At 63.6% G+C, this 22,116-nt stretch carries 17 protein-coding genes; 9 read left to right on the top strand and 8 right to left on the bottom strand.

Annotated features, from left to right (window positions below):
- The first annotated feature begins 117 nt into the window (after positions 1 to 117).
- The 3 genes from kdsB to JSV08_06565 all read left to right on the top strand — a co-directional run bounded on the left by kdsB (position 118) and on the right by JSV08_06565 (position 3,560).
- A complete protein-coding gene (gene kdsB, locus JSV08_06575; GenBank protein ID UCF81850.1) occupies positions 118 to 864 on the top strand; it encodes a 3-deoxy-manno-octulosonate cytidylyltransferase in 747 nt (248 codons plus the stop codon).
- Positions 861 to 2,507 carry a CTP synthase gene (locus tag JSV08_06570; GenBank protein UCF80178.1) on the top strand — a complete coding sequence of 549 codons (1,647 nt, stop codon included), beginning with the start codon at positions 861 to 863 and terminating at the stop codon, positions 2,505 to 2,507. Before kdsB ends, JSV08_06570 begins: the two co-directional genes overlap by 4 nt.
- Before the next feature lie 846 nt (positions 2,508 to 3,353).
- Complete coding sequence (locus JSV08_06565) at positions 3,354 to 3,560, top strand: hypothetical protein (protein UCF80177.1); 207 nt, start codon at positions 3,354 to 3,356, stop codon at positions 3,558 to 3,560.
- Between the two features lie 153 nt (positions 3,561 to 3,713).
- Here the strand turns inward: JSV08_06565 and JSV08_06560 are convergent, their stop codons facing one another.
- The 4 genes from JSV08_06560 to JSV08_06545 form a co-directional block, all read right to left on the bottom strand.
- Positions 3,714 to 4,658, bottom strand: a complete 945-nt coding sequence (locus tag JSV08_06560) for an OmpH family outer membrane protein (protein UCF80176.1) — start codon at positions 4,656 to 4,658, stop codon at positions 3,714 to 3,716.
- Positions 4,659 to 4,786: 128 nt separating this feature from the next.
- Complete coding sequence (locus JSV08_06555; protein UCF80175.1) at positions 4,787 to 6,799, bottom strand: ATP-dependent DNA helicase; 2,013 nt, start codon at positions 6,797 to 6,799, stop codon at positions 4,787 to 4,789.
- Positions 6,800 to 6,873: 74 nt separating this feature from the next.
- Positions 6,874 to 8,187 carry a GTPase gene (locus tag JSV08_06550; GenBank protein UCF81849.1) on the bottom strand — a complete coding sequence of 438 codons (1,314 nt, stop codon included), beginning with the start codon at positions 8,185 to 8,187 and terminating at the stop codon, positions 6,874 to 6,876.
- Positions 8,188 to 8,267: 80 nt separating this feature from the next.
- Positions 8,268 to 9,557 carry an aspartate aminotransferase family protein gene (locus JSV08_06545; protein ID UCF80174.1) on the bottom strand — a complete coding sequence of 430 codons (1,290 nt, stop codon included), beginning with the start codon at positions 9,555 to 9,557 and terminating at the stop codon, positions 8,268 to 8,270.
- 182 nt (positions 9,558 to 9,739) lie between these two features.
- On the opposite strand from JSV08_06545, the gene JSV08_06540 reads away from it, so the two are divergent.
- From JSV08_06540 to JSV08_06520, 5 genes are all read left to right on the top strand, one after another.
- Positions 9,740 to 10,714, top strand: coding sequence for a polyprenyl synthetase family protein (locus JSV08_06540; protein UCF80173.1), 975 nt, complete (start codon positions 9,740 to 9,742; stop codon positions 10,712 to 10,714).
- A gap of 111 nt (positions 10,715 to 10,825) precedes the next feature.
- Positions 10,826 to 12,010, top strand: coding sequence for a Re/Si-specific NAD(P)(+) transhydrogenase subunit alpha (locus tag JSV08_06535; GenBank protein UCF80172.1), 1,185 nt, complete (start codon positions 10,826 to 10,828; stop codon positions 12,008 to 12,010).
- Entirely contained in the window at positions 12,010 to 12,291 is a 282-nt protein-coding gene (locus JSV08_06530; GenBank protein ID UCF80171.1) for an NAD(P) transhydrogenase subunit alpha, read from the top strand. The genes JSV08_06535 and JSV08_06530 overlap by 1 nt, the downstream gene beginning before the upstream one ends.
- A 46-nt stretch (positions 12,292 to 12,337) precedes the next feature.
- Positions 12,338 to 13,723 (top strand): NAD(P)(+) transhydrogenase (Re/Si-specific) subunit beta, encoded by a 1,386-nt coding sequence (locus JSV08_06525; protein UCF80170.1) that lies wholly within the window; start codon positions 12,338 to 12,340, stop codon positions 13,721 to 13,723.
- Between the two features lie 159 nt (positions 13,724 to 13,882).
- Positions 13,883 to 14,197 (top strand): hypothetical protein, encoded by a 315-nt coding sequence (locus JSV08_06520; GenBank protein ID UCF80169.1) that lies wholly within the window; start codon positions 13,883 to 13,885, stop codon positions 14,195 to 14,197.
- A gap of 69 nt (positions 14,198 to 14,266) precedes the next feature.
- On the opposite strand, the gene JSV08_06515 is transcribed toward JSV08_06520, so the two are convergent.
- Positions 14,267 to 15,322 carry a hypothetical protein gene (locus JSV08_06515; GenBank protein ID UCF80168.1) on the bottom strand — a complete coding sequence of 352 codons (1,056 nt, stop codon included), beginning with the start codon at positions 15,320 to 15,322 and terminating at the stop codon, positions 14,267 to 14,269.
- Positions 15,323 to 15,432: 110 nt separating this feature from the next.
- Here JSV08_06515 and mtnP point away from each other — a divergent pair, with 110 nt between their 5' ends.
- Positions 15,433 to 16,344: an S-methyl-5'-thioadenosine phosphorylase gene (gene mtnP, locus JSV08_06510; GenBank protein UCF80167.1), complete on the top strand. Its 912-nt coding sequence runs from the start codon at positions 15,433 to 15,435 to the stop codon at positions 16,342 to 16,344.
- 131 nt (positions 16,345 to 16,475) lie between these two features.
- Here the strand turns inward: mtnP and dnaB are convergent, their stop codons facing one another.
- The 3 genes from dnaB to JSV08_06495 form a co-directional block, all read right to left on the bottom strand.
- Positions 16,476 to 17,906: a replicative DNA helicase gene (dnaB, locus tag JSV08_06505; GenBank protein UCF80166.1), complete on the bottom strand. Its 1,431-nt coding sequence runs from the start codon at positions 17,904 to 17,906 to the stop codon at positions 16,476 to 16,478.
- Positions 17,907 to 18,178: 272 nt separating this feature from the next.
- Positions 18,179 to 19,420: a hypothetical protein gene (locus tag JSV08_06500; GenBank protein UCF80165.1), complete on the bottom strand. Its 1,242-nt coding sequence runs from the start codon at positions 19,418 to 19,420 to the stop codon at positions 18,179 to 18,181.
- 391 nt (positions 19,421 to 19,811) lie between these two features.
- Complete coding sequence (locus JSV08_06495; GenBank protein ID UCF80164.1) at positions 19,812 to 22,091, bottom strand: copper-translocating P-type ATPase; 2,280 nt, start codon at positions 22,089 to 22,091, stop codon at positions 19,812 to 19,814.
- Positions 22,092 to 22,116 lie beyond the last annotated feature (25 nt).

Raw genomic sequence — 22,116 nt, 5'->3', positions numbered from 1 at the left:
ATTATACGGAGAAACGTGCGGCGCGCCCACGGATTTCTTCCGGCAAAATTTTTTCCGGCCGAATTGGTTTGACTCCTTCCAGCATCTTGGCTATGCTTGCTTGTGCCCGCAGAGGAAGTGACCGTCGTCATTCCCGCGCGCTACCGTTCGGAGCGCCTGCCAGGGAAACCCCTTGTCCCCGTCGCGGGAAAGCCCCTCATCCGCCGCGTGTGGGAAAGCCTCGCCGAGGGATGGAAGGGCAAAATTCTTGTCGCCACGGACGACGCTCGCGTCTTGGATGCTGTCCAAGCGTTCGGCGGCGAGGCCTTCCTCACGTCCGCGAACCACAAATCGGGAACGGAGCGCGTCGCCGAGGCCTCGAAAAATCTCCCCGCCGGCATCGTGGTCAATGTGCAGGGCGACGAGCTGTTCGTCGGGGCGGCGATGATTCGGGAAATTACCGAGCCGTTCGGCAAAGACGCGAGCCTGAAGATGGCCTCGCTCCGAAGGCCGCTCGAATCGACGGAAGATCTTCTCAATCCCAACATCGTCAAGGTCGTCGTCGATTCGCAAGGTTTCGCCCTCTATTTTTCCCGCCGCGCCTTGCCCTATGTGCGCGGCGAGGCAGACGGCGTTCCTCGGGATATTTCCAATTCCTCGATCTTCCATCGCCATGTCGGCCTCTACGCCTACCGGAGCGATTTCCTCCAGGAGCTGGCCTCGTGGCCGGAAACGTTCCTCGAGCGGGCCGAGCGCCTGGAGCAGCTGCGCGCTTTGGAGCATGGAGTCCGCATCCATTGCGCCGAGACGTCGGGAAAACCGTTCGGCGTGGATACGAAGGAGGACGTCGAGGAGGCGGAAAGGAGGATGAAAAAGAATCCATGACCCCCACCCGCAACGCCCGCAAGCGAGTCATAGGAACGAAATACATCTTCGTCACGGGCGGCGTCGTCTCGTCGCTCGGCAAGGGCCTCGCGTCGGCCTCCATCGGCTGCCTCCTCGAGCACCGCGGCTTCACGGTGGGCCTCCAGAAGCTCGACCCTTACCTCAACGTCGACCCCGGCACGATGAGCCCCTACCAGCACGGCGAGGTTTTCGTGACCGACGACGGAGCCGAGACCGACCTCGACCTGGGCCACTACGAGCGCTTCACGGCGCACCGCACCTCCAAGGCGAGCAACTTCACGACGGGGCAGGTCTACGAATCGATCCTCAAAAAAGAGCGCAAGGGAGACTATCTCGGAAAAACCGTCCAGGTGGTGCCGCACGTGACGGAGGAAATCAAGTACGCCGTCGAGAGCGCCGCGCAGGACAACGACATTCTCATCGTCGAGGTGGGGGGCACGGTGGGCGACATCGAGTCCCTTCCCTTCCTCGAGGCGATACGGCAATTCCGCTACGAGGTGGGGCCCTCCAACGCCCTTTTCATCCACCTGACACTCGTTCCCTACATCGCGGTGGCGAAGGAGCTCAAGACCAAGCCCACGCAGCACACGGTGCGCGACCTGCGCGCCATCGGCATCCAGCCCGACGCGCTCCTCTGCCGCGCCGACCGGCCGCTTCCCGCGGAGCTCAAGGCGAAGATCGCCCTCTTCTGCAACGTCCCGCCCGAGGCCGTCATCACGGCGCAGGACGTGGAAAGCGTCTACGAGGTGCCGCTCGCGCTTCATAAGGAAGGCCTCGACTCCATCATCACGAAGGAGCTCAACCTGCCGCCCTCCCACGCGAACCTCTCGGAATGGGAGACGCTGGTGCACGAGATAAAGCACCCCCGCGACGAGGTGGTCATCGGCGTCGTCGGAAAGTACGTCGGCTACGAGGACTCCTACAAGAGCCTGAACGAGGCGCTCGCGCACGGCGGCTTCGCCCACAAGTTGCGGACGCGCCTCGAGTGGGTGGACGCCGAGGCCCTGAGGGACGGAAACACGGCCGAGGCTCTGAGTCACTTGGACGGCATCCTGGTTCCGGGGGGGTTCGGCGAGCGCGGAATCGAGGGAAAAATTTCCGCCGTCCGCCACGCGCGCGAGCAAAAGGTGCCGTTCTTCGGAATCTGCCTCGGCGCCCAGTGCGCCGTCATCGAGTTCGGGCGCAACGTGTGCGGCATCAAGGGCGCGAACTCCACGGAGTTCGACGAAAACGCCCCGCACAAGCTCGTCTTCAAGCTCCGCGACCTCCTCGGCGTCGAGGAGATGGGCGGCACGATGCGCCTCGGGGCCTACCCCTGCCGCCTGGAGAAGAACTCCCTCGCGGAGTCGATCTACGAGGTGCCGGAGATAAGCGAGCGCCACCGCCACCGCTACGAGTGCAATCCCGAGTTCGTGCCGCGCCTCCGGGAGGCGGGCCTGCGCTTTTCGGGAATGTCGCCCGACGGGAAACTCGTCGAGATCGTGGAAATTCCCGACCACCCGTGGTTCCTGGCCTGCCAGTTCCACCCGGAGTTCAAGTCGCGCCCGCTCGTCCCGCAGCCCCTTTTCGCGTCGTTCATCGGCGCCGCCTACGAGCACCGCAAGAAAAGGAAGGCGTCCTAGAAGAAGTCTTCCGTTCGCGAACGCCCGCCTGAGGTTTATTCCGGCTAAAGCTTGCCCCGATTTTAGTTGGGGTTCGTTCCCGGAGAAATCAAAAAAGTCTTTATTCATATATACTTAGCGGCTTTGTTTGAGTTTTAAAAAATCCTTTATCCACGCGACTTAGTGGCTTTGTTCCTAGGGCCAATTTAAAAATCCTTTGTTGACGCGATTTGTAGGCTTTGTTTTGTAGAATCGCCCTTTTTTAAAAAGTTTTTCTTTCCCGGCTTTACGTTCATCGTCCTATCGTTCTACGTTCTTCATGACCATACTCCTTACTCCATACTTCTCCATGTATGCCACCCCGGCGATTTGTCAAGGATTTTGCCGGATTTGCCGTTTTTGCCGTTCTTGCCGCTTTTGCCGTTCTTGCCGCTTTTGCCGCATGTGCCGGATTTTGCCGCCCGCCCCTCTCGTGTCATTCCGAGCGGAGGCCGATCCCTGCGCCAGCGCTTGCGCGGCGAGAAGGCCGTAGTCGAGGAATCGTCTTCTCACGCTACAAGAAAACCGATCCCTCCGCTTCGGTCGGGATGACGCGCGGGGGAGCGCATGCGTGCGTTGGAGTTTACCGGATTTTTTTAGGGCGCGGGCTACCTCGCTCCGCCGAAGCCTAGCTGCGCGAAGGCGAGCACCCCGCGCCTTCAAACCACTACGAGAAAGACTTGCCCCGACTTCGTCGGGGTTGGCCAGTTCCTGTCCCCCGAGCGCTCTGAACGAGTCCCGCTTACTTAAACAACAGCGCAAGGACACGCGACGAGTGCCCCGAGTTGTTTAAGAAAAAATATAAGTGATAGAGTGTAGGTCAGTCCCATGAAAAAGCGAATCGTCTACACGAAGGAATCGATCCTGCTGCTTCTGATTGTGGGCGCAGTGTTGTGGGTTATTGGAAGCATCCCCCACTGGGTAATGATTGGCCTATTGGTGGCACTTTGCATCGTGCTCCACGTCGCCACGGAGTATAACAAGAGGCAAGAGCGAAAGAAGGAGGAGGAAGAAAAGGAGCTCGATTCACAATAGCATGCGGACATTCAACCAGGCATTTTAGAATCTCAACAAAGAAGCTCTGTTTGTCTTACCCTTCTTTGTTAGGGTTGCTGAGCGCATTGCTTATTTCCAACTTTACACCGTTGTACGTTGTCTTGTGGAAAGCTTTTCGACAGAGCAGCCCCCCTACTTCAGCCTCACTACTTCCCAGCTGCCCTCCTCCCGCGCCGCGTCGGCCTCCTGCTTCGTGCGGAATACTTCCCTGATAACGCGAACGCAGCCTTCCCCGTCCTCGACAGCGAACGCCCGCGCTCCAGCGTGCTCCACCTGTGCCTTCAAGTCCACGGGGCCGCAGAGCGGCTCCGTGCCGAGCGCAAAAAGCGGCCCCCCGGCACGCTCAAGCATGGCGCCCCATACGCGGAGCGCTTTCGCGGCGTCCCCCTCCTCGAGGAGCGCCCGCCGGCCCAGGGCGAGGGCCGCTTCGCTTACCGGCCCTCCCCCTTCGGGAGGCGGAAGCGCCTCGGGACTTTTCACTAGGGGCGGCTCGAACACCCGCATTCCCTGAAGCAGATCTTCCCCGCGCGGCGCCTCCGCCGGGGGCGGCACGCCTTTCGAGTAGGGCGACTCGAGCGAATCGAAGCGCTCCCCGTAGCGGCGGACGACCTCGCCGGTGACGTCGAGCGCGGTGCTGTAGATGACAAGCTGGCCGCGGTCCTCGAAAACGAGAGCGGCCCCGCGCTCCTCGGCAAGCTCTCGAACGAGAAAGACGAGTTGTTCCTCGATGGCGTCGCGCACCTCGAGGCGCCGCTCGGCGATCCCGGAAGCCACACGCTCGAATTCCTTCTCGAAGGCGCCCTGGCGCGCAAGGAACGTTTCCTCGAGCGCCCGCGCTTCTTCCGAAAGCCCCATGTCGCGAAGCTCCTCCACCTCGCGGCGCAGCCGGTGGAGCGCCTCCTGCTCGGCCTTGATGCGCTCGTTCTCGCGATTCACCCACGCGTTGAACGACGCGCTCTCACGCCGGACGTGCGGGAGCTCTATTATCTCGCCGAAACCGCGCTCGGTGTCGCAGACAAGAACGAGCGAGGGGCGCTCGTCTGAACGCAGAGGCGCGGAGCAGAGAGCGAGCGTCAAAAGACAAAAGACGAAAGACGCCGCCCTCGACGGTTGATAGTCGATGGTCGATAGTCGATGGTCCTGTTCTATTGGCCGAAATAGTCTGACCATCGACCGTTGACCGTCGACCATCGACCGGCCTTGCCTCAGCATTGGTGCAGGAAGCCGAGCGCTTCCTCGCGGCGGCTCGTGAGGCGGCACGGGGGAAGCGTTTTGAGAAAAACCTTGCCGTAGGCCCGCTTGACGATGCGGCTGTCGAGCACGCACAGGACGCCGCGGTCGGTGCGGCTTCGAATCAGGCGCCCGAGGCCCTGCTTGAGCGAAAGCGCCGCCTGCGGCACCTGGTAGTCCCAGAAGGGGTTTTTTCCGGCCGCCTCGACCCGGGCGAGGCGCGCCTTCAAAAGCGGGTCGTCGGGAACCTCGAAGGGCAACCGGTCCACGACGACCGCAACGAGCGCGTCGCCCTGGATGTCCACGCCCTCCCAGAACGAAGCGGTGCCGAACAGGACGGCCCCTTCCGTCTCGCGGAATTCTTCCAGGATGCGCTCGCGCGGGGCGTCGCCCTGCCGGAAAAGCCGAAAAGATTTCAGCGGGCCGCGCAGCCGCTCGTAGATGGCCTCCAGGTAGCCGAAGCTCGTAAAGAGGAGAAACGTCCGCCCCCGGGCCGCCTCGACCAGCGCGCGCGCCTCCCCAGCGGCGCCTTCGAGGAACGCGTCGCGGGCGTTGGGCGCGGGAAGGCGCGTCGGCACGTAAAGGAGCGACTGCTCGGCGTAGTCGAACTGGCTCTCGAAGGATTGCGAAAGACTCTCCTCCGGAGCGCCCAGGCGGGAGCGCACGAAGTCGAAGGTGCCGCCCACCGTGAGGGTCGCCGAGGTGAGGACGGCCGTCTTGGGGGGCGCGAAGACGCGCTCGGCGAGAAGCGGCCCCACCTCGATGGGATAGGCGCGCAGGATGAGCGTGCGCTCCGAGGTCTCGACGAAGTACGCGAAATTCCCGTCGCTCGCGGAAGCCAGAAACTCCGTGCGCCCGAGCAGGTCGGCGCCGCGCTCGAGAAGCGCCTCGGCATCGCTTCCGGCGGCGCCCGCCCGCGCCTCCAGGCGCGCGAGCGCGTCCCGCATCCGCTCGTGCAGGTGCAGGAACTCCGCCTCGTCCGCATGGGGTTGAAGCGGCGCGCGCTGGGCGAAGTCCGAGGGAGCGCGGCGGTCGAAATAGGCGAAGGCGGCCTCCTCGAGCTCCGAGAGAAGCGCGGCGTCTTTTTCGTGACCTTCTTTCTCGGCCTCCGAGCGAGGGGGCGCGAGGCGCTTGCGCGCGTCGGCCGCGAACCGGGCGTACGCGCCGCGCGCCACGCTTACGCCGAAGAACTGCGTGGCCACGCGCTCCAGCGTGTGCGCCTCGTCGAACACGACGACGTCGTGGTCGGGAATGATTTTTCCGAACCGCGTGTCGCGCACGGCCAGGTCGGCGACGTAGAGGTGGTGGTTGACGACGATCAGGTCGGCGGGAAGCGCCCTGGCGCGCGCGCGGGTGACGAAGCAGTCGTCGTAAAAGGGGCACTTGCTCCCGAGGCATTCCTCGCTCGACACCGTGAGGCGCTCCCAGAGGGGAGAATCTTCCGCAAGGGCGGCCATTTCGGAAATATGTCCCGTCCCCGTCTCGTCCGCCCAGGCGCGCACGGCCCCGAACGCCCCGGCCTCCTCGCTCGTATGAAAAAGCGCCCGCTCGTGCGCCTCCCGCATCCGCCACAGGCACAGGTAATTCTTTCGCCCCTTCAAAAGCGCCGCCTCGAAGTCCACATCGAGCACGCTGCGCAGGAGCGGAATATCCTTTTCCCAGAGCTGGCTCTGGAGCGTCTTGGTGCTCGTCGAGACGACGGTTTTTTTCCCCGACATGAGGGCGGGTGCAAGGTAAGCAAGGGTTTTTCCGATGCCGGTCTCGGCTTCGAGGAGCGCGTGGCGCTTTTCGAAAATGGCCCGCTCGACGAGCCGCGCCATCTCGAGCTGCCTCGGCCTGAACTCGAAGCGCCCGTGGGTCCGCGCGAGCGCGCCGTCAGGCGCGAAAATCCTCTTCAATGCGTCCCCCGCCGGCCCGGGGGCCACGGCTTCGCCCGGCGCGGCTTGCCCGACCCGGAACGGCGGCGCGGCTTCTGCCTTTGTGGCCATCACCGAAAGTTTACGCCGCCGGGGCGGTAAATCTCAAGGGTTTCCCGTTGCGGGCGGGAGACTGCTACGGCGATTTAACGACCCTTGAAGCCGAACTTCCGGAGAATTTCCCGCAGCGTGGGCCTGCCGATCTCGGCGAGCTTGTAGGTGGCGCGCATGGCCGGCTTGTCGATCCGCAGCAGGCGGCGCAGGTCCACGGGCGTGCCGATGAGGACTACGTCGCAGGGCGTGCGGCTGATGGTTTTCTCCAAATCGAGCACCTGCCTCTTCCCGTAGCCCATGGCGGGAAGGAGTTTTCCGATGTGCGGGTATTTCTTGAAGGTCTCTTTGATGGACCGGACGGCGTATTTTCTGGGATCCACGAGCGTCTTTGCCCCGTACTGCCGCGCGGCGATGACGCCGGCGCCGTACGCCATCCCCCCGTGCGTGAGCGTGGGGCCGTCCTCGACGACGAGGACGCGCTTTCGGCGCAGCCTCCTTCCGTCCTCCACGAAGATGGGCGAGTCGGCTCGGACCACGACGGCGCCGGGGTTCGCGGCGCGGATGTTCTTCTTAACCAGGCGAACGTCCTCCGCCTTGGCGGTCGCCATCTTGTTGATGACGATGACGTCGGCGCGGCGCAGGTTGGCCTCGCCGGGGTGGTACAAAACCTCGTGCCCCGCCCGGTGCGGGTCGACGACCACGATGTCGAGCGTGCGCGTGCCCTCGTAGAACGGCAGGTCGTTGTTGCCGCCGTCCCAGACGATGACGTCGGCCTCGCGCTCGGCGCGCCGGAGAATTTTTTCGTAGTCCACGCCGGCGTAGACCACGGTGCCGCGGCGGATGTGGGGCTCGTACTCCTCGCGCTCCTCGATGGTGCAGTCATGCCGGGCGAGGTCCTCGAGGGTCTTGAAGCGCTGCACGGCCTGGCGCTCGAGGTTGCCGTAGGGCATGGGATGGCGCACCACCACCACGCGGCGGTAGCCCAGGGCTTGAAGCTCCAGCGCCACCTTGCGCGTCGTCTGGCTCTTGCCGCAGCCCGTGCGCACCGCCGTCACCGTGACGACGGGCACTTTCTTTGCCCGCACAGCCGTGTGCCTAGTGCCCATGAGACGGAAATCGGTGCCGCAGGCGATGACCTTCGACGCGAGGTGCATGACGTGCTCGTGCGAGACGTCGCTGTAGGAGAAAACCACCTGGTCCACCTTGAGCTTTCGGACGAGCTCCTCGAGGCGCGACTCGGGGTAGATGGGAATCCCCTTCGGGTAAAGGCGACCGGCGAGCGACGCCGGGTAGCGGCGGCCCTCTATGTTGGGAATCTGGGTGGCGGTGAAGGCAACGACCTCGTAGTCGCGCCGGCTGCGGAAGAAGGCGTTGAAGTTATGGAAGTCGCGCCCGGCGGCGCCCATGATCAAGATGCGCTTTCTGGCCACGAGATCAACCCTCTTTTATTGACGAAGCACCGGAGCGGGCCGGCGGCCACGGCCTCCTACGCGCCCAGTTTTTTAACGCCTTCCTCGATGACGTCAAGCGCCCGCGTCATCTCGTCCTCCGTGATGACGAGCGGCGGGATGAGGCGGATGATGTTGCCGCCCGGGCCGCAGCTGATGAGTATGACGCGTTTCTCCAAGGCATGGCGGGCGACGGCCTGGAAAGCCTCGGCGTCGGGCTCCTTGGTGCCGGGCTTGACGAACTCGATGCCGATCATCAGCCCTATGCCGCGGACGTCGCCCACGGCCTTGTATTTCTTCGGCCATTCGTTGAGGCGCTTGAAAGCCGCCGCGCTGACCTTGGCGCCGTTTTCGAGAAGCTTCTCCTCGCGGATGGCGTCGATCGTGGCGCACGAGGCGGCGCACGAGATGGGGTTTCCTCCGAACGTCGTGCCGTGCGCCCCCGGGGGCCACTTGTCCATAATCTCGGGCGTCGAGGCGACCACGCTCAGGGGGAAGCCCGAGGCGATGCCCTTCGCCATGGCCATGATGTCGGGCGTGACGCCGAGGTGCTCGGCCGCGAACCACTTGCACGTGCGCCCCATGCCCGTCTGCACCTCGTCGAAGATAAGGAAAATGCCGTGCTCCGTGCAGAGCTCGCGCAGGCGCTGGAAGAACCGCTTCGGCGCGACCAGGTATCCCCCCTCGCCCTGCACCGGCTCGACCAGCATGGCCGCGATCTCCGACGGCTTCACCTCCTGAGCGAACATCTTCTCTATGTACGCGAGCGCGAAGTCGCACGCCTCCTCCGCGCCGCCGCTCCCCGGATGGCGGTACGTGTCGGGGAAGGCCGCATGGTAGATCTCGGGAAGCAGGGGCCGGTACTGCGCCCGGTACTTGGACGCCGACGTGGTGAACGTCAGTGCCCCCATGGTCCGTCCGTGAAACGCCCCCTTGAAGGCGATGACGGAGGGGCGGCCCGTCACGAACTTGGCCAGCTTGACGCAGCCCTCGACGGCCTCGGCGCCGCTGTTGGAAAAGAAGAATTTTCCGATGTCGCCCGGCGTAATGCTGCGCAGGCGCTCGCCCAGCTCTACGAGCGACTCGTAGTGGTAGACGCAGCCCGAGTGGATCAGGGCCTCCAACTGCCGGCGCGCCGCCTCGACCACCTTGGGATGGTTGTGGCCGATGTTCGTGGTGGCCGTTCCGCAGGAGAGGTCGAGAAAGCGCTCCTTGTCGGCGGTCTCGACGTAGGCGCCGGCGCCGCGCTTCACGACAAGGCCCGAGTCCCAGCCCAGGGCTGGCGTAAGAATCTTGGCTTCGCGTTCGAGTAATTCTTTGCTTGTCATAATGTAAAAACTCTACCACGGGGCTATAAGAAAATCAATGCGTCGCGTGCCTGAAGAGTCACCTTTTTTCGCGGCGGCGTCCGGCTTTTTTTGGGAATTTCCATTGCAACCGTTGCGTTCCCATGCTACGATAGGACATACGCTGATGCAAAGCCACTAACACAAGCAACCGTAAGGGTATTATGCTGACCGTTTCCTCCAATCCGGGTCTCGCCTCCAAACTCGAAGCCCTCGAGGCACACCTTCCGGAAATCCTGCACGCCAGCAGCCCCGAGCTCCAGCAGGTGGGCGAAGCGTTCTTTTTCACACGCGGCAAGCGCATTCGCCCCGCGGTGGCCATGCTCTCGGCGGAAATGGCGGGCTACCGGGGCGAGGACGACGTCCGGCTGGGCGTCGTCGTGGAGCTCATCCACCTGGCCACGCTGGTGCACGACGACATCCTGGACGAATCCCGCCTGCGCCGCGGCGACCGGAGCGTCAACTTCCAGTGGGGAAACGAGCTCGCCGTCCTTTTCGGCGACTACCTCTACACGAAGGCCATGGACGAAGCCATCGCCCTTGGACGGCTCGACGTGCTCCAGACGCTGTGCGGCATCACCGTGGAGATGATTCAGGGGGAGCTCGTCCAGCACTACCGGCGCGGCGCGGCCGAGCTGACCGAAGAGGAGCACTTCGACATCATCCGCCGCAAGACCGCCCTGCTTTTCGCTGGCTGCGCCCGGCTCGGGGGACGGCTCGCGGGCGCCCCGGAAGAAACGGAGGAAGCGCTCTGGCGGTTCGGCCTTCATTTCGGCATGGCGTTTCAACTGGTGGACGACCTCCTGGACTACACGGCGCGCGAGGACATCCTGGGAAAGCCCATGCTGGGCGACCTGGCCGAGGGCAAGGTGACGCTGCCTTTCCTGTGCTTTACGAAGGACGGCAACCTGCGCCTTAGGCAGGTTTTAAGGGAATCCCTCGGAGACGCCGAGGCTGTCGCCCGCCACCGTGACGACATCCTGCACATGGCCTCGGAAAGCGACGGCGTCGGCCGCGTGCAGGCCCATGCCCAGGCCTTCGCCCGCGAAGCCAAGCGCGCCCTGGAGACGTTTCCCAAGTGCCGTGCCCGCCGCGATCTGGAGACCCTGACGGAATTCGTCCTCTCAAGAAAAAAATAAGTGTTTTTTTAAAAGCTTGCAATGTCCGTCGTTTTCGATTAAGCTGTCCCGACCTATAAAAAAACTTGCAATGTCCACCGTTTTCAATTAAGCTACCCCACAAGTTGCCCTATGCGCATAGGAATACCCAGAGAAACATTCCCCAACGAGCGGCGCGTCGCCCTTATCCCCGCCTCCATTCCCGCCCTTAGCAAAGCGGGCTTTGAAGTTTTGGTGGAAGCGGGAGCGGGTTCGGAAGCCGGCTTCCCCGACGCCGCTTACAAAGAAAAAGGCGCGAAGATCGCCGGCTCCCGCGCCGAGCTTTTCTCCTCCGCCGACATCATCCTCCAGGTGCGTGCCCTTGGGGCCAACCCCGAGGCGGGCCGCGCCGACCTTGACCTCCTGCGCAAAGACCAGGTTGTCATCGGATTCAGCGAGCCTTTAGGCGAGCCGCAGTCGACCAAGGCGCTCGCCGAGCGCGGCGTGATGGCCTTCTCGATGGAGCTCATGCCGCGCATCACCCGCGCGCAGAGCATGGACGCCCTCTCCTCGATGGGCACCGTCGCGGGCTACAAGGCGGTGCTCCTTGCGGCGGACGCCCTTCCCAAGATATTTCCCATGCTCATGACCGCGGCCGGGACGCTCACCCCGGCGCGCGTCTTCGTAGTGGGCGCCGGCGTCGCGGGTCTCCAGGCCATCGCCACGGCGGGCCGCCTGGGCGCGGTGGTGCACGCCTACGACGTGCGCCCGGCGGTCAAGGAGCAGGTGGAAAGCCTCGGCGCCAAGTTCGTCGAGCTCCCGCTCGAAGCCGCGGAAGCGGAGGACAAAGGCGGCTACGCCAAGGCGATGGGCGAAGAGTTCTACAAAAAGCAGCGCGAGCTCATGGGAAAGGTTCTCGCGGAAACCGACGTGGTGATTACCACCGCTGCCGTTCCCGGAAAAAAAGCGCCGGTGCTCATCACTGGCGAAATGGTCAAGGGTATGGCGCCGCACTCGGTGATTGTGGATCTCGCGGCCGAGCGCGGCGGCAACTGCGCGCTCACGCGTCCCGGCGAGACCGTCGTCGAGAACGACGTCATCGTCCTCGGGCCCATGAACGTTCCCTCGACCACGCCCTATCACGCGAGCCAGATGTACGCCAAAAACATTACCACGTTCCTCATGCATCTCGTGAAGGACGGAAAGCTCCAACTGGATATGGAAGACGAAATCACGCGCGAAACCATAACGACGCGCGGCGGTGAGGTCGTGCACCCTCGGGTGCGCGAGATCCTGGGCCTCGCGCCGGCCGCGTCGACGCAGAAAAAGGAAAGCTAATGGAAGCTTTTGTTATTACGTTCACGATATTCGTTCTCGCCATCTTCGTGGGCTTCGAGGTCATAACCAAGGTGCCGCCCACGCTGCACACGCCGCTTATGTCGGGCGCGAACGCGATCTCCGGCATCACCATAATCGGCGCCATCCTTTCCGCCGGGAGCCAGCAGACCATGCTCACAACGATTCTGGGCCTTTCGGCCGTCGTGTTCGCCACGATTAACGTCGTGGGCGGCTTCATGGTCACGCACCGCATGCTGGCAATGTTCAGAAAGAAGGATTAATCCGTGCCCTTTCAGGTGATAAATCTAAAAATATCGAGAAAGCACTATGCCACCTACCCTGATTAACATCGCCTATCTCATCGCAGCCGTCCTGTTCATCTTCGGGCTGAAGGGGCTGTCGCACCCGCGCAAGGCCGTGCGCGGAAACATGCTCGGCGCAACGGGGATGCTCCTCGCCATCGTGGTGACCCTCTTCGACAAGGACATCCTGACCTTCGAATACATCATCGCGGGGGCCGTGGTCGGAGCCGCCATCGGTGCGGTGCTCGCCATAACAATCAAGATGACCGCGATGCCGGAGCTCGTCGCGCTCTATAACGGCTTCGGCGGCGGCGCCTCGGTGCTCGTCGCTGGCGCCGCGCTCATCGAAGCGACGACGGGCGGAGGGAAGCCCCCGAACCAGCTCACCGTAGCCACCGCCACCTCGGGACTCATCGGCGCGGTCACGTTCTGGGGAAGCCTCGTGGCTTTCATAAAGCTTCAAGACATCATCAAGAAGAACCTCCATTACCCCGGCCAGCAGGTGGTCAACGCCATTTTGTTCCTCGCGTGCCTGGGATTCGGCGCGGTGGTGGTGACAAACCCGGCCGAGACCATGGCGTACTGGGCAATCGTCGCCATCGCCTCGGTGCTCGGCCTGCTGTTGGTGTTCCCCATCGGCGGGGCCGACATGCCGGTGGTGATTTCGCTTCTCAATTCCTACTCCGGTCTGGCCGCCGCGGCCACGGGCTTCGTTCTTTCGAACAACGTTCTCATCATCGCCGGCTCGCTGGTGGGCGCCTCGGGGCTCATCCTCACAAACATCATGTGCAAGGCGATGAACCGCTCGCTTGCCAACGTTATTTTCGGCACGCTCGGCCCGACCGAAGGCGCCCCCACCGCCGACGAGGTCTACGCCGGCAAGGTCAAGAGCACCTCGGCCGAAGAGGTGGCGATGCTCTTCGACGGGGCGCGCCGCGTCGTCTTCGCCCCCGGCTACGGCATGGCCGTCTCCCAGTCGCAACACTCCGTTCGTGATTTGACGAACCTTCTCGAAGCGCGGGGCGTCGAGGTGGAGTTCGCCGTCCATCCCGTCGCGGGCCGCATGCCGGGACACATGAACGTCCTTCTGGCCGAGGCGAACATCCCCTACGACAAGCTCAAGGAGATGGACGAGATTAACCCCATGTTTGCGCAAACCGACGTGGCGATTGTCGTCGGCGCCAACGACGTCGTGAATCCCGTCGCCCGCACCGACCCCACCAGCCCCATCGCGGGGATGCCCATCCTCGACGTGGACAAGGCGCGCACCGTCGTGGTCATCAAGCGCAGCCTCAGCCCCGGCTTCGCGGGCATCCCGAACCCGCTCTTCGCCGCCGACAACACCCTCATGTTCTTTGGAGACGGCAAGAAGGCGCTGATCGACCTGGTTGCGGCAGTTAAGGAAGGGTAGCGAAACACCCGCCAGGGACAATCAAGTTTGGGCCCCGCGCCCGCATGCGAAGCGAGGTGCGCGCGGCAGCGTTGAGCGTACCCACGGTGCAGGCGTCCCGCCGGAGCGTTGTGGAATCGGCGCAACCGTAAATAATTCCAAATACCAAAAGGAGATCCCATGAAACACCTATTCAAAAAAACAACCTCTTTCGTCCTTGTCTTCGCCGTGGGAATGCTGGCGGGGCTCTGCCTCGACGGTGGCCGCGTCGAGGCCGGATTTCTCGACAACCTCAAGGTCGTGGACAACTTCAAGGTCGTGGACGACCTCAAGTCCGTCGGAAAGTCGCTCAAACAAATGAACAAGGACATCCGAAGCCTTCAAAAGGAAATGGAGGAAGTCCGAGAGGCCCGCATGAACATCGCCAAGCGGCTGCATGTGGAGAGCTTGATTGACGACGATGACGACGAGGGGAAGAACGAAGGAGAGGATTAGAGCCCGTTCCAAAACCTGTTTTAACCGCGTCCCTGAGGAGGCGCGCCCTGCCCGGTGAAAACGCCCCGCTCAATCGCCCTGAGCGGTAAATAACGGCACCGCGGCATCCTCCCGCCCGCTCCACCACGAGAGGAACGCCGTTCCACGTGGAACATCGGCGACCGCGACCGATTTGCCCGCCGCAAGATCGAAAGCTTTCAGCACGGGTGCCGCATTCAAGGATATCGTCTTGTGCAGTGGTCCCGGGTGCAAGAGGTAGACCAGGTGCGAGCCATGGGGTGTGGTGCCGAGGAACGTCACGTTTTTCGTCTTCAGCCCTCCCGCCCGTGAAGTCGCCCCGTCCGCCAGGCCGTAGAGATACACGTCCGAGCCGTAGAGCTTCTTGGGCGAGGGGGCCACATAAACCACCGCGCCGCTTTCGGAAGCCCACGAGAAATGAGAAAAAACCTTGTCGGTAATTTTTTTGAACCTCCCGTCCGGGGCCATGACTAGGAGCCCGAGTTTTCCGCCGTCGTGCACCAGGAATAAATCCTTGTGCGGCGCCCAGCGAATCGGCGCATCAGGCACAATCCACTTCGGGAGCATGGAATGTTTGTTCTCCTCACGGTCGTACATATAGGCCCGACCGCCCGCCGCGTATTTCACGTAGCGGTTCGAGGAGGAGAATTCCGGCTCGATCTCAGGCATCGGCGCCTGCTTGTGCGTCGCCCTGAAGCCGGTTTTCCCGTCGTGAAAGACGAGCTTGCCCTGATCGACGTAAACCCGCAGCCCGCCGTCCGGCGAAACGAAAGAAAACGCATCCTGAGTCCCCATGGCTTCCTCCAACGTCTCCCTTGAAGGGTTCTCGTACGGAGAAACGTTAATCCGCTCCCCCTGTCGATTCCACACGACGACGTTTCTTCCGTCCGGCAGCCACCTCGGCGCGCGGTATGGGTCCAGGTCCTCGACCTCCCGCACGGCAGCGTCGCCCTCCGCCAGGAAAACGACTTCTCCCTGCCGGGTCACGACGAACCGGCCGCACTCCTCAGCAGCAAGCTCTCTTTTTTCCTCCGCCGTGAGCGGGGAAAGGAAAAGAGAAAGAAAGAGCGCCGGAACGAGAAGTTTGCGTCTGGATGCGCGAGTCATACGGCCAACTCAAAGCTACCACGCCAGAGCCGGCAAAACAACGCTTCCGCCGCGCCGTGAACCCGAGCCTTCTTGATTCAGGCCGGGGCGCGTGCTACGTTGCCTTCCTTATGAAGCGGCGCAAGCACTCGCCTCGCCTTTCCGAGAAGAGACGCGCGGAAATCGGCGTCGTGGGCGGCACCGGTCTCTACGCCATAGAGGGATTGCGCGACGTGCACGAAGTGCGCGTGACGACGCCTTTCGGACGGCCGTCCGACGCCTACGTGGTCGGGACGCTCGGGGGGCGGCGCGTCGCCTTCCTGGCCCGGCATGGGCGCAAGCACAAGCTGCTGCCCTCTGAAATCAATTTCCGCGCCAACCTCTACGGCTTCAAAAAGCTGGGCGTCCGCCGCCTCATCTCGGTAAGCGCCGCGGGAAGCATGCGCCAGGGCATCCGCCCCCTGGACATGGTCTTTCCAGACCAGTTTCTGGACCGCACGCACCGGCGGGAAAACACCTTCTTCGGCGGGGGCGTGGTGGCCCACATTTCCTTCGACCGCCCCACCTGCCCCGTGCTTCGCCGCCACCTCCACCGCACCGCCAAGCGCCTGCGCCTCCGGGGCCACGAGGGAGGCGCCTATCTTTGCATCGAGGGTCCGCAGTTCTCGACGCTGGCCGAGTCGAAACTTTTCCAATCGTGGGGCGCTTCCGTGATCGGCATGACGAACCTTCCGGAAGCGCGCCTCGCGCGCGAGGCCGAGATTTGCTACGCCACGGTCGCGCTTGCGACGGATTACGACTGCTGGAAGAAAGGCGAGGCTCCCGTGAACATCGAGCAGGTCATAGAGAATCTGAAGCGATGCGTTCAAAACGCAAAGCGTCTTATCGCCGGGGCGTTGCGGACCTTTCCCGCGCGGTGGGACTGCCGCTGCGGGAGCGCCCTGGAAAATGCCGTTCTTACGGCGCCGGAAGCCGTTCCGCCGACTGCGCGGCGGCGACTGCGCCTTCTCCTCCCCGCGGACTTTTTTACAAAGCGAAAATGACGCCCGCTCCCCGACCCAGGCGTCCCGTGCTACGGCAGGCTCCGGCGGAGCTTTCGCCGAGCCGAACAGGCTCCGCCCTGCTGCTGGGGCGTCGCGCTACGACGGGCTCCGCCCTGACGAGGGGGCTGAGGCTATTGAAGCTCCGCCTCTCCCCCGAGGGGGGCGGGCTCCTCGGAGGCGGCGTAGGAAGGCGCCGCGCTTTCAAAGCGCGTCTGCTGAGGAATAAACACGAGCTGAATGACGCCTGTCGGACCGTTTCGATGCTTGGCGATGATGAGCTCCGAACGGGGCGTCTCCGGCGCAAGCCCGCCAAGGTTGTTAGGGCGGGCAAGCCCTGACGAGTCCGCCTCCTCACGGTCTCCGTTTCGCCCCCGCTTGTACATATCGGGGCGGTAGAGGAAGGCCACGAGGTCCGCGTCCTGCTCGATGGCGCCCGACTCGCGCAAATCGGCGAGACGCGGGCGGTGGTCGGGACGCTGCTCGGGCGCGCGGCTCAACTGGGAGACGGCGATGACTGGAATCTTGAGCTCCTTCGCCAAATTCTTGAGATACCGCGTGTAGGCGGCGATCTCCAGGGTGCGGTTCTCGAAGCGAATCTCGCTCGGCGACAGGATGAGCTGAAGGTAGTCCACGATAAGGAGGTCGAGCCCGTGCTTTCTTTGAAGGCGGCGCGCCTTGGGGCCGATTTGAAAGATAGTGGAGGGGCTGTCGTCAATGTAAAGGGGCGCCTGCCGCAGCTCCGCCTCTGCGCGTATGAGATTCGCCCAGTCCTCGCGGTTAATGCCGCGGCCGCGCGACACCTTTTCCGCGTCCACTTTCGCCACGGTGCAGAGCATGCGGCGGACGATGTTGTCGCGCGAGTCCTCGAGGCTGAAAACGGCGACGGTTTTCCCCTCGCGCAACGCGGCGTTCACGGCCACGTTGAGGCAGAAGGTCGTCTTTCCCACGCTCGGCCGGGCCGCGACGACAACGAGGTCGCTCGCCTGAAGGCCGCCCGTTATATGATCGAAATCCGTGAACCCGGTGGGAACCCCGACGGGGGCGCCATGCTTGGCTATCTCCTCGGTTTTTTGGAGCACCTCTTGCGTCAAAGATCCCACAAGGACGTAGTCCAAGCGTACGAGTTCCTCGGCAAGCTGGAAAACTTTCTTCTCCGCCTCGCCCAGGACCGTCTCCGTTTCCTGTTCTTGTTTGAAGCACTCCGCAATGGCCGCCTCCGAACGCTTGATGAGCTCGCGCAGAACATACTTATCATGAACAATGCTGACATAAGAAGGAATATTAAGCTCCTTGGGAAGGCCGTCCACAAGAGAAGCCAGATAATCCGCGCCGCCCGCTTCTTCCAACAATCCGCGCTTGTCGAGATCATCGCGCAGGGTTATTAAGTCAATGACGGGGTTTTCTTGCACAGTGCGAATCCGCTCCATGGCCTCAAAAATCCTTTGATGCGGGGCATGGTAGAAGCCCTCGGGACGAAGGCGCTCGAACGCCAGCTCGCTCTCGCGGTTTCGGAGCAGGATGGAGCCGAGCACTGCGCGCTCTGCTTCGACGGAATGCGGCATCGGGCGGGTTACAGTCCCCGACGCAAGCGTCGGGGCAAGTTCCATGGCCATGGGCTTGCCTCCTGTCAACTTATGGGGTTGTTTGCTTTGGAAGGAGAGGATACTCCTTACCGGCGGAGGATTGCAAGCTATTTTCGTCCCGATTGAAGTCGGGATCCAATTTCAGCCGGGAGCGGCTTTACTTGTTCGCCCTGGCGGAGCAGCCGAGGAATCCGGCCCTTCGGGCGCCACGACATGGTTGAGACATCGACTGCTTCCTCAGTGCTCCCATATCAATCGGTTGCAATGACCGTTCCCTTCCCTGCTACAGATGCGGCTCCACCAAGAGGAGTTTTTGCGTCGGAATTGTAGGGGGAAACCGAGCTGCCGCCCACGTCGAAAAGGAACCGGAAATCATCGAATTCCCGGGCCGCCTTGACGTGGAGAGGAACCGTGGCCACCACTCCCTGCGGGGTTACCCCCAGCGGCTGCTCGCCCTGCCCCAAACCCATTGCCTCGCATCCTGTTGATGCAGTACAGATCCCCTGTTGCTGGTCGAATTGGAGGCATTCCCAGTCTTCTACCTGCAGCAAGGCTTTTTCCGCGCAGCAAATATGTATCTGTTTATCGGCGTCGGGATCACCCGCCAACTCCGTAAAAAGCGGCTGGTCACAGTTGTTGTGGCATTGTCCCTCGGGACTAGTAGCACAGGCCGGATTAGAGTCGGTTCGTCGGCAGTGGCGGGACTGCGGTGCCGTATCACTGCAATTGCAGCAATCGGCCCTTCCCGCGCCAGCCGGGCAAAAACCACCCACTTCCCCTGTGGAAGGGACGCAGGAGCGCTTGATGCAAAGCTTTACATCGTTCGGCTTGAGGTCTTGGGTACAGGTCTCACCTTTCTTGCCCGGGCCCGTGCAGGAATAATCCGTCCATTCGATGCAGCAGCCCCAGCAATTGTCGTCGGCCAGCCCCTCGACCTCCCCCGGACCCGGGTCTGGAAACAAATCCGGAATGCCGGTCCCGATGGGAGGAATCTTTTTCCACGGAACGGCCCCCGGATACTCCGGGCTATGGGACCCCACCCCGGGGGAAGGATAGGTGTATCGGAGCAGATCGCTGTTGAACGTTAATCCAAAGCGGATTCTCCAAGCATTGCTTATGGTGAAGTTGTGAGCCAAAAGGGCAAAACGGGCAACGGCGCCGTCGAACTGTAAAAGCTCCAGGCGAATTTCGTCGGAGCCCGGAGGCGGACATGGGACAGGATCTCCCCCCTCGCAGATGCCGTTTCCGTCGGTGTCACGACATGTATCCAGGCAGTAGTCCTCGTCGGGCTCGTCTATGCTGCCATCCCCGTCATTGTCGATCTCGTCGCAACAAGTGCGGCTGTCGAACTCATAGATAACGTCGTACGCGGCCGACAAGATCGTGATTCCCGTCACATCGCCGCCGGCGCAGGAAAAAAGACCCAGCGCCGCCACGCAGGCCGCGGCAATGCCCAGCGTCCACTTGGCGCGTACGAGTTCTCCGCTTCCCATACGGCGTAGTATAGAGCTTCCTCCCCGCGGATGTCAACCGATTTTATCCCAAAAGACCCCCATGGCCCCGGGAAAAAATCCGCAGCGCTGCCCGCCCGTTTTACGAAATCCCACCCCTGGGGGATCCGCGGGGGGCGCCCCGGATTGGACTTTTCAGAAACCCTATGCTATAATGGTCAAGCTCTGGAACTTGACAAAAGTTCGGGCGTTCATATATAGTACGAGAGCCCTCCTTGGTCCCTCCTTCGGAACCTCCCGGCGCTTGCGCCGGGGGGTTCTGTTTTAAGCCTGAAGTCTTCCTCCGGAAAGCCAAGCCGGTGACGGAGGCTTCGCCGGCCGCCAAAAGGGCCGGGAGGAGCCCCATCGCGCGGAAATCCCGCCCCGCAGAGCTTCAAATCCCGACCTTCCTCAGCCTCAGCGAATTCCACACCACGTTCAGCGACGAGAGCGCCATGGCGGCCTCGGCCATCGCCGGGTGAAGGAGGCCCGCGACGGCGAGCGGGATCATGACGACGTTGTAGCCGAAGGCCCAAAGAAGATTCTCCCGGATGGTGCGGAACGTGGCGCGGCTCAGCGCGACGGCGTCGGCTGCGGCGCGCGGGTCGTCCGAGGTCAAAACGACGCCGGAGGACTCGACGGCGATGTGCGTGCCCGAGCCGATGGCGACGCCCACGTCGGCCGCGGCGAGCGCCGGCGCGTCGTTCAGGCCATCGCCCACCATGGCAACGGGGCCGAATTCCCGGCGAAGCCCCTCGACGGCGCGCACCTTGTCTTCGGGAAGAACGCGGGCGCGCACGTCCTCGATGCCCGCCTCGCGCGCGACCCCGCTCGCGGAGGCGGGACTGTCGCCCGTAAGCATCACGACGTGGAGCCCCATGGCGCGGAGACGCGCCACGGCCTCGCGCGCGCCCGGCTTCAGCTCGTCGCGCAGGGCAATTGCTCCCGCCAGCCTCTGCTCCACCGCGACGCCCACGACGGTTTTCCCCTCGGCCTCAAACGCCCCGAAGGGCGCCGCCGCGGTCGGGACGCCCTCCCCGTCGAGAAAGCTTCTTCCGCCCACAAGCACCGCCTCGCCCGAAACGCGCGCCCGCGCGCCGCGCCCCGGGACGGCGGCGAAGTCTTCTGCCTCACCCCCTTTTCCCCCCTCTCCTTTTGCAGGGGAGGGGGAGGCCGAAGGCGGGGGTGAGGTCGCCGCCTCCACTATGGCCTCCGCGAGCGGATGCTCAGAAAACCGCTCCACCGCCGCCGCGAGCCGGAGCACGTCGTCTTTGAGAAAACCCTCCGCCGCCGCGACGTCCGTCACGCGGGGCTTTCCCTCGGTGAGCGTTCCCGTTTTGTCGAAGGCGACGACGCGGACGTCTTTCATGCGCTCGACGGCCTCGCCGCGGCGTATGAGAATCCCCCTCTGCGCGCCGCGCCCCGTGCCGACCATCAGGGCGATGGGCGTCGCGAGCCCGAGGGCGCACGGGCACGCGATGACCAGAACGGCCACCGCCGCGTAGAGCGCAAGCGAGATATCTCCGAGCGAGCGCGGCGTCCAGAACGCCACGGGCGCCGCCCATTCGAGCACGGCGCGGAAATTCTCCGGGAACGCGAGCCACGCCGCGAACGTAAGCACGGAAAGCGCGAACACGGCGGGAACGAATCTTCCGGCGACGCGGTCGGCAAGCCGCTGGATGGGCACCTTCGAGCCCTGGCATGCCTCGACGAGCGCCACGACCCGAGCCAGGAAGCTCTCGCGCCCCACGCGGGTGACCTCCACCTCGAGCGCGCCCTCGCGGTTCACCGAGGCGCCCACGACGCCGTCACCGGGGCGTTTCTCCACGGGCATGCTCTCGCCCGTGACGAGCGCCTCGTCCACGGCGCCCTCGCCGCGCCGCACGGTGCCGTCCGCCGGGATTTTCTCGCCGGGTTTCACGAGCACCTCGTCGCCCGCGCGGAGCTCTTCGGCGCGAATTTCTTTCCATTCGTCGCCCCGCCGCACGCGCGCCGTCTCGGGGCGGAGCTCCAAAAGCGCACGGACGGCCTGCGAGGCGCGGCCGCACGAGCGCGCCTCAAGATAGCGCCCCGTGAGGTGAAACGCCACGATCATGGCGCCGATCGCGGAGAAATCGGCCACCTGCGGCGAGCGCAACGCGGCGAGGCCCGTCAAGAAAGAGACCGCCGCCGCCATGGCGATGAGCGCGTCCATGTTCGGCGCAAGACGCCCGAGCGAGCCGAAGCCGCTTCGCAGCACCTCGCTTCCCGCAAGGAAAACAACCGGGGCGGCGAGCGCAAGATAAAGAAGCGGGTGCGCAAACACGTGGATGCCCGCCGCCCCCTCTACAAGGCCCGGGGCAAGCATGTGAAGCCCCATCAGGGCCATGGCCGGCGCCGTGAAAGCCCACGCCAGGAGAGCGCGGCGGCGCGCCGAGCGTAATTTCCGAATTTCTTCGGTTTCGATGCCCTCGCGCCGCTCCTCGTCCAGGACCGACGCGCGGTAACCCGCGCTTTGGACGGCGCCTAAAAGCGCCTCGACGTCCGCGCCGGAGGAAAGCCCGACCGACGCGCGCCCCATGGGGAAATTGACCACAGCCGAGACGACGCCCGGCGCCTCGCGGAGCGCCTTTTCAATCGTAGCGGCGCAGCCCGCGCAGTGCATGCCCTCGATTCGGAGGGTGATTTGACTCACGAAACGCGAAGCCTTTTCAGGGCTT

Source organism: Acidobacteriota bacterium, from assembly GCA_020349885.1.
GTDB lineage: Bacteria > Acidobacteriota.
The sequence above is the reverse complement of the archived record's forward strand: the minus strand, read 5'-3'. Positions and strand labels throughout refer to the sequence as shown.